Annotated in this window: 12 protein-coding genes; 4 read left to right on the top strand and 8 right to left on the bottom strand. The window is 34.5% G+C overall.

Annotated elements, in window-relative coordinates:
• Window positions 1–69 precede the first annotated feature (69 nt).
• On the top strand, window positions 70–1,434 hold the full coding sequence (locus ABJF52_RS04595) for an aldehyde dehydrogenase (protein WP_348146949.1): 1,365 nt from the start codon (window positions 70–72) through the stop codon (window positions 1,432–1,434).
• 130 nt (window positions 1,435–1,564) lie between these two features.
• Here the strand turns inward: ABJF52_RS04595 and ABJF52_RS04590 are convergent, their stop codons facing one another.
• From ABJF52_RS04590 to ABJF52_RS04555, 8 genes are all read right to left on the bottom strand, one after another.
• Window positions 1,565–2,875, bottom strand: a complete 1,311-nt coding sequence (locus ABJF52_RS04590) for a TRAP transporter large permease (protein WP_348146946.1) — start codon at window positions 2,873–2,875, stop codon at window positions 1,565–1,567.
• 2 nt (window positions 2,876–2,877) lie between these two features.
• Window positions 2,878–3,348 (bottom strand): TRAP transporter small permease, encoded by a 471-nt coding sequence (locus ABJF52_RS04585; RefSeq protein WP_348146943.1) that lies wholly within the window; start codon window positions 3,346–3,348, stop codon window positions 2,878–2,880.
• Window positions 3,348–4,352 carry a TRAP transporter substrate-binding protein gene (locus tag ABJF52_RS04580; RefSeq protein WP_348146940.1) on the bottom strand — a complete coding sequence of 335 codons (1,005 nt, stop codon included), beginning with the start codon at window positions 4,350–4,352 and terminating at the stop codon, window positions 3,348–3,350. The genes ABJF52_RS04585 and ABJF52_RS04580 overlap by 1 nt, the downstream gene beginning before the upstream one ends.
• Window positions 4,352–5,026, bottom strand: coding sequence for a bifunctional 4-hydroxy-2-oxoglutarate aldolase/2-dehydro-3-deoxy-phosphogluconate aldolase (locus tag ABJF52_RS04575; protein WP_348146937.1), 675 nt, complete (start codon window positions 5,024–5,026; stop codon window positions 4,352–4,354). Before ABJF52_RS04575 ends, ABJF52_RS04580 begins: the two co-directional genes overlap by 1 nt.
• A 23-nt stretch (window positions 5,027–5,049) precedes the next feature.
• On the bottom strand, window positions 5,050–6,225 hold the full coding sequence (gene uxuA, locus ABJF52_RS04570; protein WP_348147035.1) for a mannonate dehydratase: 1,176 nt from the start codon (window positions 6,223–6,225) through the stop codon (window positions 5,050–5,052).
• A 25-nt stretch (window positions 6,226–6,250) separates the two neighbouring features.
• Complete coding sequence (locus ABJF52_RS04565) at window positions 6,251–7,072, bottom strand: SDR family oxidoreductase (protein ID WP_348146934.1); 822 nt, start codon at window positions 7,070–7,072, stop codon at window positions 6,251–6,253.
• 275 nt (window positions 7,073–7,347) lie between these two features.
• Window positions 7,348–8,697, bottom strand: coding sequence for an ATP-binding protein (locus ABJF52_RS04560; RefSeq protein ID WP_348146932.1), 1,350 nt, complete (start codon window positions 8,695–8,697; stop codon window positions 7,348–7,350).
• Window positions 8,698–8,747: 50 nt separating this feature from the next.
• Window positions 8,748–10,109: a sigma-54 dependent transcriptional regulator gene (locus ABJF52_RS04555; RefSeq protein ID WP_348146929.1), complete on the bottom strand. Its 1,362-nt coding sequence runs from the start codon at window positions 10,107–10,109 to the stop codon at window positions 8,748–8,750.
• Between the two features lie 283 nt (window positions 10,110–10,392).
• Here ABJF52_RS04555 and ABJF52_RS04550 point away from each other — a divergent pair, with 283 nt between their 5' ends.
• The 3 genes from ABJF52_RS04550 to ABJF52_RS04540 all read left to right on the top strand — a co-directional run bounded on the left by ABJF52_RS04550 (window position 10,393) and on the right by ABJF52_RS04540 (window position 13,815).
• Complete coding sequence (locus tag ABJF52_RS04550) at window positions 10,393–11,739, top strand: TolC family protein (protein WP_348146926.1); 1,347 nt, start codon at window positions 10,393–10,395, stop codon at window positions 11,737–11,739.
• A 68-nt stretch (window positions 11,740–11,807) separates the two neighbouring features.
• Window positions 11,808–13,058: an efflux RND transporter periplasmic adaptor subunit gene (locus ABJF52_RS04545; protein ID WP_348146923.1), complete on the top strand. Its 1,251-nt coding sequence runs from the start codon at window positions 11,808–11,810 to the stop codon at window positions 13,056–13,058.
• 61 nt (window positions 13,059–13,119) lie between these two features.
• The gene (locus tag ABJF52_RS04540) at window positions 13,120–13,815 is read left to right on the top strand and encodes an ABC transporter ATP-binding protein (RefSeq protein WP_348146920.1); all 696 of its coding nucleotides are present in this window, start codon (window positions 13,120–13,122) and stop codon (window positions 13,813–13,815) included.
• Window positions 13,816–13,867 lie beyond the last annotated feature (52 nt).

Below are 13,867 nucleotides of genomic sequence, written 5' to 3'. Positions count from 1 at the left end.
TGTTAGTTTTTAATTTCAGTTGCTACTATTAACTAATTTTAATTAATCTTTTAAGTCAATTGCATTTCTATGGTAATAATACAAAAACAACGTAATTTTTTTGATACGCAGAAAACCAAGGATGTTGCCTTTCGTAAAAATTCATTGAAACGATTGCAGAATGAAATTATATCTCGTGAGGATGATATTGCAGCTGCTATTTACAAAGATTTTAAAAAGCCAAAGTTTGAAACACTAGCTGCTGAAACACAATTTGTATTGGCTGAGCTTAAAACCTTAATTCGAAAAATTGATTATTGGGCAAGCCCTGAACGCAAATCGGCTACGCTTATGAATTGGCCATCTTCTGATTGGATTTACAAAGAACCCTATGGTCGCATACTTATCATTGCACCTTGGAACTATCCTTTTCAACTGGCATTCGCACCATTAATCAGCGCCGTAGCAGCAGGTAATACAGTTGTTCTAAAGCCATCAGAAGTCACCACACATACTGCTGCTGTAATATCTGAAATAGTAAGTGCCGTTTTTGAACCTGAACATGTTACGGTAGTAGAAGGTGGAGTTGACGTTTCTCAAAAATTACTAGATCAAAAATGGGATTATATATTTTTTACGGGTAGTACACGTGTTGGCAAAATAGTTTATCAGAGTGCAGCTAAGCATTTAACTCCTGTTACTTTAGAATTGGGAGGAAAAAACCCAACCATTGTTGATGAATCTGCGGCCCTAAATTTAGCTGCTAAACGCATTGTTTGGGGTAAGTTTTTAAATGCTGGACAAACCTGTATCGCCACAGATTATATTTTAGTGCATAAAAGTGTAAAAGAAAAACTGATTGAAGCCCTAAAACAAAATATCATAAAATGTTATGGTAAGAATATTGAAGAATCTCAGGATTACGCTCGAACTGTAAATCAAAAACATTTAAATGGTCTGAAAGAAATGTTAGAAGGTCAGGAAATAATATTTGGTGGTGAATTTAACAATCAAGACAACTACCTCGCTCCTACTTTGGTGAATGAACCAAATCTAGATAGTAAATTAATGCATGGTGAAATTTTTGGTCCTATTCTTCCAATAATCGCGTATGAAACAGAGGCTGATATTGCTAAACATATTATGATTTATGGCAAGCCATTGGCCACTTATGTATTTTCAAAAAGGAAGAAGTTTCAAGAGAAAATATTGAAAACATATAGTTTTGGTGGTGGTGCAATAAACGATACTGTAATACAAATTACTAATAAAAAACTGCCTTTTGGTGGAGTTGGGGCTAGTGGAATTGGTGCTTATCATGGTCGAATGTCTTTTGATTTATTTTCTCATCATAAAGCGATTATTAAAAAAGCAAATTGGTTTGATGCACCTTTACGGTACCCTCCTTACAACCTACCTATGAACATAGTTAAGAAAATTAAACATCTGTTTTAGCGAGAAAGTAATCTACTTAAAATTTTATTTCTTCGCTACACGCAAAGTAAAATCACTCGATCTAACTAAAAAAGTGAATCAAAGATACTTCGAGTGGTCGCTTCTTTAGCGGTTGAATCGAGAAGAAAAATTAATCAATTAGTCCAAATGCTCTCGGAAGCCAAAGCGATACTTCTGGGAAGTATGTAATGATCATTAGTACTAACACCATAACTCCTAATAAAGGCAATAAAGGTTTAATAACTTTGGTGACGGGTACTTTCGCCACACCACTACCCACAAAGAGCAAGGTTCCTACCGGGGGTGTACAAACACCAATACATAAATTCAATACTATTATCATACCAAATTGAACTGGGTGCATTCCCAAAGCCATCGCTACTGGTAAAAAGATAGGAGTGAAAATTAATACTGCTGGGGTCATATCCATAAAGGTTCCTACCAACAACAATATTATATTTATCATTAAAAATATAACTATTGGGTTGCTCACATTATCTAACAAGGCAGAAGTCAACATTTGCGGAATGCCTTCAAAAGAAAACAACCAAGACATTGCCATTGAGGTCGCAATTAAAAACATCACAATTGCTGTTGTTCGCGCACTGCGTAATAACAATGGTTTAAAATCACTAAACTTTAATTCTTTATTGATAAAACCTAATAGCATCGCATAAACTACTGCTATTGCTGCTGCCTCTGTGGCTGTAAAAACACCTATTACTATCCCTCCAACTACTATTACCAATAGTGTTAAACTCAAAATTGCTCTTCTAAAATCTAAAAACAATTGTTTAAAACTTACTCTTTTCGCTCTAGGCAACCCCTTTTTTATAGCATAGATATATACCATTATCATAAGCGCTAAACCTACCAGTAGTCCCGGTAAATAACCTGCAATAAAAAGTGCTGCTACGGAGGCTGTACCCCCACTAGCTAAGGCAAAAATTATAAGGACATTACTCGGAGGAATTAACAATCCTGTAGTTGAAGAGCTTATGTTCACGGCAGCACTAAACTCTCTTGGATAACCTTCACTTTCCATCTTTTCGGTAAGTGTACTTCCAATAGCCGATGCAGCTGCTACTGCTGATCCAGATATTGCTCCAAAAAGCATCGCTGCGATAATATTAACAAAAGCTAATCCGCCAGGTAAACTACCAATTAAAGACTTGGCAAAATCGATGAGTCGCTTTGCAATCCCCCCCGTATTCATCAGTTCTCCTGCCAATATAAAAAATGGAATCGCCAGTAGTGCAAAATTATCAATGCCTGTGGTCATCCGTTGTGCAGCTGTAGTTGTCGCTGGTAAAAATGCGATGTTCAATACTAATGTTAGGGTTGTTGATATTCCAATGGCGTACGCTACGGGTACTCCGTAGGCTAACAAACCAATAAAACTTAGAAAAAGAACAAGTATGCTAATAGTCTCAATGCTCATATTTAAAAGTTTAGTTTCTTGATATTATAAATTGAAAAAAATAGAATCATCATCCCAGAAATCGGTACTATAGCATAAACAATTCCCAAAGGCACTTGTAATGCTGATGATACCTGACCTAAGGTTAAAGTAGTGTACACCAAATTACCTCCGCCTACTATCATGATAATAAAAGCGAATACAGCCATTAAAATTTGAATTATTTTCTTTCTTTTATTCCGCTTCTCTTCAGTGAGTTTGGACAATAGAAAATCCATCGATAAGTGACCTTCTCTTTGTCCATTGATATAAGCTGCTCCTAATACTGTTAACCAGATTAGTGAAAAACGAGCAAATTCTTCAGTAAATGAACTCGACTGTCCAACGACATAACGAGACACTACTTGCCACACTACATCTATTACCAATAGCCCAAAGATGACCACCAATAAGTTTTCTATTATTTTGTTTAACAACTGATAGGCCTTCTCCATTAGTTGGAATTTATTTTATCTATGATTGTTTTTAATTTTGGATCCTCCATCAAACGTTCCATTACTGGTTTTGATTTTTCTACAAAGGGAGCTTTATCAGGATAGATAAACTCCACTCCTGCTTCTTTCAACATTTTCATGTTTTCTTCTACAGTTTCTGCCCAGTATTGTTTCTGTTTCGCAACACTTTCCTTTGCCGCAGCTTCTAACCATTCTTTTTCTTGATCTGATAGTAAATCCCAAAACTTGGTGCCAATTATTACAACATCAGGCACCATCGTATGTTCATCAAATATGTAATACTTGCATACTTCAAAGTGATTTGAGCTTACAAAAGATGGAATATTATTCTCTGCACCATCAACTACATTTTGTTGCAAGGCAGTATACAATTCACCAAAAGCCATTGGCGTGGCCGAAGCACCTAAAGAATTCGCCATACTCACAGACATTTGATCATTTTGAACTCTTACTTTTAATCCATCTAAATCAGCTGGTGAATTTACAGGTCTATCCTTGGTGTAAAAACTACGTGCACCGGCATCATAAAAACATATGCCACGTAATAAATATTCGGTTCCACCTTCTAACAATTGCTTACCAACTTCTCCTTCTAAATTGCGAAACAAATGTTCACTATCTCGAAACAAATATGGAATTACTGTTATCTGATATTCTGGTGCAAAATTGGACAATGCAGAGGCACTTACCTTAGTCATTGCTATACTTCCTATTTGTAAAAGCTCTAAAGCTTCACGTTCTGAACCCAACTGCCCATCGGGGAATATCTTTATCTGTAACTTTCCACCAGATTTTTCATTCAATGATTCTTGCATCGCCATAATTCCCTTATGTACTGGATGTGACGTTGGTAAAGAGTGAGCGAAATAGAGAACCTTCTTATTACCCGTGGTCGCGCAAGATTGTATGGTTGTTGTTATGATTACTACAACCAAAATAAACCAAAGCCTTTTAAAATTATATTGTTTTAATTGCTTAATCACTATTTTATATTTTGAAGACTTTTGATTAATGAAAGTGTATTCTTAACTGTTTCTTCCAGTTTCTTAAAATCGCCAGAAGCAAGTACATCTTTACTTATTAATTGCGACCCCATACCAACACAAGTAACTCCCGCATCAAACCAACCTTTTAAATTTGATTCTTCTGTAGAAACGCCACCTGTCGGCATAACGCTTGTCCATGGTTGAGGACCTTTAATTGCTTTCACAAAACCTGGCCCATATGTTGAACCTGGAAATAACTTTACAATTTCACAACCTAATTCTTCTGCATTATTGATTTCGGTTAAAGATCCACAACCTGGCGACCATAATACTTTTCTGCGATTGCAAACCCTAGCGATATCTTCCCTTAAAGAAGGAGTAACAATAAAGTTCGCACCCATTTGCATAAAAAATGAAGCGGCACCGGCATCTGTAATCGAACCTACGCCCATTATCATTCCCGGTAAATCTTTTATGGCATACTTATTTAATTCTCGAAATACTTCAAAAGCAAAATCTCCTCTCGCCGTAAATTCTAATAAACGCGCTCCACCATCATAACATGCTTTGAGTACTTTTTTTCCAAGTTCAATATCTGGATGATAAAACAAAGGTACCATACCAGTTTCCTTCATCACCCTTGCAACTTCAATTCTTGAATATTGTGCCATTTTAAATCTTAATTTATCGCGATTTATAAAGAATTATAAATACCGTGTTCCAATCCCCTTAACTCAGCCAAACCTCTCAGTCTTCCTATTCCAGAGTAACCCGGATTCGTTTTTTTATTTAAATCGTCAAGCATTTGATGTCCATGATCGGGTCGCATTGGAATTGAAGCATCCGACCTGCCTTCTGCTACTCTTCTTTTCTGCTCAATTAAAACTGCTTTAATTACGCCAAACATATCTACATCACCTTCTAAGTGATTGGCTTCATAGAAATTTCCTTGAGCATCTCGTTTAGTACTTCTTAAATGCAAGAAGTGTACGCGATCTGCAAACCTTTTAACTATCTGCACCAAATTATTATCCCCTCTAACACCTAAAGACCCTGTACAAAATGTAATGCCATTTGAGATATTTGGAACTTGCTCAAAAAGATAAGCGTAATCTTCTTCTGTGCTTACAACTCGCGGTAACCCTAATATTGGATATGGTGGATCATCTGGGTGAATGCACATCATCACCTTATTTTCTGAAGCTACGGGTATTATTTCTTTTAAGAAAGAGACTAAATTTTCCCGGAGTTGTTGTGCGTCAATTTCAGAATAAGTATCTAGTATTTGTTGAAATTGATCTAATGTATAGCCTTCTTCAGCTCCAGGCAGGCCAGCTATAATATTGTTAATTAAAACTTCTTTATCAGTCTCCGTTAGTGATTCGAAATATGTTTTTGCTTCTTGTTTTTGAGCCTCTGTATATTGGTCTTCTGCACCAGGTCTTTTTAATAAATAAAGCTCAAAAGCTGCAAATGCTATTACTTCAAAAAGTAAAGCTTTTGAACCATCTTCAACTTCGAAGTCTAAAGAGGTTCTTGTCCAATCTAAAACGGGCATAAAATTATAGCACACAATATTAATTCCGCAACTAGCCAAATTTTGAATACTTGTTTTATAATTTTCGATATATTTCTGAAAATCTCCAGAACGAGTTTTTATATTTTCATGTACCGGTATACTTTCAACAACACTCCACGCTAATCCGGCTGCTTCAATAATGTTTTTACGCTCTTTAATCGCCTCAACGGACCATACTTGTCCATTAGGTATTTGATGTAATGCCGAAACAACACCTGTTGCACCCGCTTGTACTATATCTATTAATGAGACTGGGTCATTCGGACCGTACCATCTCCAAGTTTGTTGCATTTTCATTTGATCTTCCTAAATTAATTTACACTCCGCTAAACGCACTAAATCCACCATCAATTGGTACAATTGTACCTGTTACAAAAGATGCAGCATCACTCATTAACCAGTGAATCGCTCCATTCAATTCGTCGGCATCACCAAAACGTTTCATTGGTGTATTGTCTATAATCGTATTTCCTCTATCCGTATAACTACCATCTTCATTTGTTAATAATGCACGGTTTTGATTGCCAATAAAGAAACCAGGAGCAATTGCATTTACACGCACACTTCCTTCAAATTTAATAGCCATTTCAGTAGCCATCCATTTTGTGAAAATATCAATAGCTGCTTTTGAGGCAGAATAACCCACTACTCTAGTTACCGCTTGTGTAGCTGTCATTGAAGAAATATTAATAATACTACCAGAACGTTGGTTAGCCATTACTTCTCCAAAAACCATAGAAGGTAAGACTGATCCATTAAGATTCAATTCAGAAACCTTCTTAAAATCATCCATCTTAAGATCAAAAATAGTTTGGTCAACACCAATTGTTGCACCCGGCATGTTTCCACCTGCCGCATTAATTAAAACATCTATTTGTCCCCATTTTTCAAGAATCTCATTCTTAGCTTTTTCTAAATGCTCCTGATCTAAAACACTACCGGCTATACCGAAAACATCTGCACCAATGTCCTTTAATTCACCAACTCTTTTAGTTACGCTTTCTGGAAATAAATCTAGTATTACAATTTTTGCTCCTTGAGTCAACAAATAAGAGGCCATATTACCACCTAGTGCTCCCGCACCCCCTGTAACTACAATCACTTTTCCAGAAATATTAAATAAGTCAGTTTTCTTCATTCTTTATATTTTATTAAATCACTATCATTTTAATTGCCCCTTTTTCAACCATATAAAATTCGTGCATAAAAGTATTTCGCAATATTATTAGCTTCTAAAGAAATAAAAACGAGTGCTTCTATAAGTCGGTTGAAAAACTTCCGTATCGAAATAACTATAATTTCGTTAACGTTAACGCAAATATAGAATTCTTTTCCATATTCGGAAATAAAACTGTGTTTTTATGCTAATAATATCGAGCATAATCTATCATTTTAAGAAAATAAAAGAAAGTATTAAAAAACTAATAAAAATGACGTCTGCTTATTAGGTATTGAATGTGCCTTAATTGTGCCCCCGTGTAAGTGCATTATTTGTTTGGACAAACTTAATCCTATTCCTGTACCTGTCTCCTTTGTCGTGAAAAACGGGACAAAAATTTCATCTATTAAATCTGCCGATATACCAGGACCATTGTCTAAAACCTGAATGTACTTTTCACCATTTGTCGACATCGCGGCAATAATTTTTATTTTTCCATCTTTTGTACCTTTCAATGATTGCATAGCATTTTTTGTAAGGTTGATTAAAATTTGCAAAATCTGTTTTTCATCAATAAATAGTTCAAGATCCAAAGGGTTTACGATAATATCAAATGTTACACTTCCATTTCCATTCTCTTGATCCATAAGTACTTTTACTTTATCTAATAAACGGTCTGCTTTTATAAGGCTTTTATCAGGTTTTGGCATACTTAAAATACTGCGATACGACTGAACAAATTCCATTAAATCACTACCCTGCTCTCTTATTACTTCAAGACCTTTAGTTGTATTTATGATATGACTCTCCTCTATAGTTTCTTTAGTTAAAAGCCCCGTATCCGTTTTGTAATACTTTAAAATAGATTCAGATATAGAAGTTATTGGTGTAATTGTATTCATTATTTCATGTGTAAGTACACGAATTAACTTCACCCAAGAATCGGTTTCTTTTTCATCCAATTCTTTGTCAATATCCTGTACTACAACCAATAATAGCTCCTTATCTTCAAAAGATATTGAAGTAGATTTTAGGGTTAATTGCTTTTTCTCGCGTTCGTTAGACAACTGGACTAACTTACTTTCAAAAGGCCTTAATTCTTCAAACAAAGCATATAAATTCTGATCTACCTGAGCTAATTGTTTGATATGATTTAAGGGCGTATAATTGAATAATTTTTCAACTGTAGCATTAGCAAAAAGTATATGTCCCTTATCATTTACAGTTAAAATTCCTATATCTGCTTGTTTAATAATTTCCTGATAGTACTGTTCTTGCGCTTGCTTTTTTAAATGAATATCTTGAACCATTTCATTTAACATATTCAGACTATGATTCAATTCTTCCAGCGATTTTACACTTAATTTTTCAGGAAAACGCAGGGTAAAATCTTCATTTTTTATAGCATCAAAAAAATAAGCAATCTTTCTATTTGTCTGATTTACATAATGAATTAAGGATGATGTGAGTATTATCAATAAAACTAAAAACAAACAAGCTAGAATGTACTTTTTTCCAAAAAAGAAAAAACCTACACAAAGAGCTGCAGCAGCAATTAAAACAATGCGGGCTACAAGTTGTAAATAAATGCTTCTACTTACCATTGTTATTTTTCAAATTAAAATACTTTATTGATGTCATTTAAATTTTGGAATTACTTTATTTTTTTCATTTTATTATAAAGCGTTTGTCTTGAAATCCCCAGCTGTTCTGCTGCCGCACTGTAATTTCCATCGTGTTTCTCCAATGCATTTGCAATCATTTGTATTTCCATTTCCTCTAAGGTTTTTAGTGCAATTACTGGTGAATTATTGGGTTTTATATTCAACAAAAAATCCTCAGATTTTAATACGTTACCTTCTGAAAGTATAACGGCTCGCTCTACTGTATGCAAAAGTTCACGCACATTACCAGGCCACGGATATGACAACAATTTTTCTTGAGCATCTTGATTTATTCGTAGTCCTGGCTTACCATATTTAGTAGCAAATTTTTTCAAATAAAAATCAGCCAAAACCAAAATATCCTGATCTCTGTTCCGCAAGGCAGGTACTTCAACTGAAATGGTATTTATCCGGTATAACAAATCTTCGCGAAAAAGACCATCGGCAACCATTTTATCTAAATTCTCATTAGTCGCACATATCAAACGAATATCAACAGGGATGGATTTGTTCGACCCTACCCTAACGACCATTCTATTCTGAATAGCAGATAACAATTTCGCTTGTGTTTGCAAGGATAAGTTTCCTATCTCATCTAAAAATAAAGTGCCACCATTGGCCGCTTCAAATTTTCCAGCTCGATCTTCTTTGGCATCAGTAAATGATCCTTTTGTATGCCCAAACAATTCACTTTCAAAAAGATGCTCGGAAATAGACCCCATATCAACGGCTATAAACACCTCATCTTTACGCATAGATGAAGCATGTAACTCCCTAGCAATTAACTCTTTTCCGGTTCCATTTTCACCAGTAACTAAAACATTAACATCAGTTTTAGCAACCTTACCAACTAATTTAAGCACCCCGTTTAAAGCTTTGGAATTACCTATTATATCATTTTTATTCTGATTGATTACTTGCTTAAGGTTGTCTTCTTTTTGCTTTAGATGCTTTATCTCCTTACGGGATTTTCGTAATTCATATGCAGATTTTACCGTTGCTAGTAGTTTATCATTATTCCACGGTTTTAAAACAAAATCTGCCGCCCCTTCTTTTAATGCTTTTACAGCTAAATCTACTGCCCCATAAGCGGTCATCATTACCACTGAAATTTGTGGTGCTTTTTTTCTAATCTCACGTAACCAGTATAATCCTTCGTTTCCAGTATTTACACCTGCCGAAAAATTCATATCGAGCAATACTATGTCGAAATCGGGCAATCCTTTAAATGACGGTAATTGATTCGGATTCGATATTGTTTGCACTGTTTTATATTCAAATTGTAAAAGTATCTCCAGTGCGCTTAACACACTTTTGTTATCATCCACAACCAAAATTTTAGCATCTAACATATTAAGAAATTGATATTCAAGAACGCTTCAATAAATATTCCATTTAATTCATCATCAGTAAAACAGACTTTCAAAGTACTATATCCATTACGATTCTTTTATTTTTAAAACTACAATTAGTATTTAACTTAATTTACAAAGTGTCCAAATATTTTACAATAACTGTCAAACTATTTTACAAAATACAATTAAGGCACAACTCTTTTAAAACGCAACTATCTTATTGTCAGTGTTATATGTTTTTGGCACAAGAGTAGCTTACAATATGGCATACTAATAAATTATGAATCTGAAATTTTCAATATTAATTGTTTTCCTACTATTGTCTAGAGCTTTTGTTTCTGCTCAAGAAAAATGGACTTTAGATGAATGTGTAGCTTATGCTTTACAGCACAATCTACAATTAAACGACTTTAATTATACGGAGCAAGCTGGAAGAGAAACGTATAGACAATCAATACGTGACCTTTTACCTAATGTTAATGCAAATTCTAGCTATGCTATTAATTATGGTAGAAGTACAGATCCATTTACTAATGATGTAGTTACTTCGGAATTCTTTTCGAATAATTATTCTCTTGAATCTACCATTGATCTCTTTCAAGGTTTTCAAAAAATTAATTCTATAAAGGCTTCTAAATTTCTCTATAAAGCAACGCAACAGGAAGCTTTGCACCAGAAATATTTATTGGCTTTCCGTGTTATGCAAGCTTTTTATGATATTCAATTCTATGAAGGTTTGGTAGCGATTTCAAATGAACAATTAAACGTATCACAAACAAATTTTAATTTGGTTGAAAAGCAAATTGAATTAGGTTTAAAAGCAGGAGCCGATAGTTATGAAGCGCAATCGCTATTGCTTACAGATAAACTGAATTTAACACAAAGCGAAAATCAATTAAAGGCTGCGAAATTAAACTTGATACAAGAAATGAATTTAGAAAATGCCTCGAACATTACAATTCAAACGGCATTAGGAAATTCGGAAAATAAAACTTTCGATGTTGAAAAAAAATCAGATTCAGTTTATGCTATAGCTCGCGAATTTATTCCCTTAATTAAGGCACAAGAATTACGAGCAAAAGCTGCAAAAAAACAAGTGGCAGTAGTGCGTGGAAGTTTATACCCTTCATTAACATTTTTTGCAGGTACGGGCACTGGCTATTTTGAAACTACTAGAGATACTTTAGGTAATACACTTCCTTTTAGAGAGCAATTTAGAGACAACACCTCTAAATATATAGGTCTAAATTTAAGTGTTCCAATAAGTAATGGTTGGTCAGCAAGATCAAGAGTTAAACAAGCAAAAATTGAACGACTACGTTCGGAAAACAATTTAGACATACAAGAGCAAGAACTCTTCCAGACTATTCAACAGTTAGTACAAGAACAGGAGTCATTAGCAGTTGAAAAAGATCAGAGTACAAAAAAAATGGAAGCGCAAAATTTAGCATTTACCATTGCTCAAAAACGATATGAAAAAGGAATGATAAATGCCATTGAATTATTTACAGCAAAAAATTTATTCGCCAGTGCCCAAAATGAAAATTTACAGGTTCGATTGCGTGCTGAAATTAATAAAAGCACATTGGATTTTTATAATGGACTACCCGTTTTTCAAATAGAATAAAGAGTAATTACTATTAAGAAATAAGTTAGCCACATTAAAACTAACAACTATCAACAGATAAGGAAGAAATGGACATACAATTAGAAAAGAAAAAAGGATTACGCCCAAAACACTACGGTTATATTGCGCTAGGATTATTAGTACTCTATGTTGGGTACCAGCTATTATTTTCCACTTCAGTTTCTACTTTTAGAACTGAAAAGGATAAACTATCTATTGGTGATGTAGCACAAGGTAAATTTGACGATTATATTACTATTAATGGAAATGTTGCTCCAATTGCCACAATTTATATGGATGCTTATGAAGGAGGCCGTGTTGAAGAAAAATTGATAGAAGAAGGAGCTATGGTTAAAAAAGGAGATATCATTTTAAAACTCGATAATATTGGTCTTTATGAACAGATATTAAATAGTGAAAGTAATATGGCTTTAAAGGAAAATAATTTACGATCTACCCGATTAGAATTTGATTCCCGACAAATTAATGGAAGAAAATCGTTAGCAACTGCGAGTACTGAATTGCAGCGATTAAAGAGAAACTTTGAACAAAACCAAGCACTATTTAATGATGAACTAATCTCAAAAGAAGTTTACCAACTCTCAAAAGAAAACTATGAACTATCTCAAAAACAATACGAAATAGTAAAAGTACAGACAGAAAATGACGATGAATTAAGAGAAACTTCTTTACCTGTTTTGGAGGCAGATTTAAACCGGATGCATAAAACGCTAGGTATGGTTTATCAACGTTTAGATCACTTGAATGTTCGCGCACCAGCCGATGGTCAATTAGGTTTTCTCGATGCTGAAATTGGTCAGAATATAACACAAGGCCAACGTATTGGTCAAGTTAATGTACTTACTGATTATAAAATTGAAGCGAGTATAGACGAGCATTATATCGATCGCGTACAGCGAGATTTAATAGCAACAATTGAAAGAAATGGAACCGAATTTCCACTTCGTGTTCGCAAAGTTTACCCCGAAGTGCGTAATGGAAAATTTAAAGTTGATTTAGTTTTTACTGCTGATAAACCTGAAACCATTAGAACTGGACAGAGTTACAATATAAAATTGCAATTAGGAGAATCTAGTGATGCATTACTACTCCCTAAAGGAAGCTTTTTTCAGAGTACGGGAGGCCAATGGATATTTGTTGTAACTGTAGATGGCGATGAGGCACTAAAAAGAAATATTCGAATTGGTAAACAGAACTCAAGATATTACGAAGTATTAGAAGGTTTACAAGCGGGTGAAAAAGTAATTACAAGTAATTATGATTCATTCGGTGAAGCCGAAAAAATAGTTTTAAAATAAAACTGTCACTAACTTAAAAAACGAAAGTCTTTAATAACAACAATCAATTACAAAACAAGATATGATACAGATACAAAACTTAAAGAAAAGCTTTAGAACTGAGGAGGTAGAAACCTTGGCACTAAACAATGTGAACTTCAAAGTTGATGATGGTGAATTTGCTGCAATTATGGGGCCATCCGGTTGTGGTAAATCTACTTTGTTAAACATCATAGGTATGTTAGACAATCCTACCGAAGGCAGCTACAAATTTGCTGGTCATGAAGTAGGCGGACTAAAAGAACGCCAACGTACCGAATTACGAAAAGGAAACTTAGGCTTCGTTTTTCAAAGTTTTAACCTCATCGATGAACTTACTGTTTTCGAAAATGTAGAGCTTCCATTAATCTATTTAAAAATGGGCAAAAGTGAACGACGTGAAAAGGTTATGAAAGTACTTGAACGTATGAAAATTGCACATCGAGAAAAGCATTTTCCGCATCAATTATCTGGTGGGCAACAACAACGTGTTGCAATCGCCAGAGCTGTTGTTACAAATCCTAAATTAATTCTTGCGGATGAGCCTACCGGAAATCTTGATTCTAAAAACGGAATTGAAGTTATGAATCTCTTGACCGAATTAAATCAAGAAGGCACCACCATAGTAATGGTAACGCACTCAGACAGAGATTCGCATTATGCGCACAGAGTTATCAATTTGTTCGATGGACAAGTAGTTACCGAAAATCAAAATAGAGCTATTGGCGCAACCATTTAAAAATACATTTTCGAATTTATAGGAGTTTATTCATCAATCAATCATCGTCCCT

The organism is Aurantibacter sp., assembly GCF_039941195.1.
Classification (GTDB): domain Bacteria; phylum Bacteroidota; class Bacteroidia; order Flavobacteriales; family Flavobacteriaceae; genus Aurantibacter_A.
Note: the sequence above shows the minus strand (reverse complement) of the source record. Positions and strands in the feature narration are given on the sequence as shown.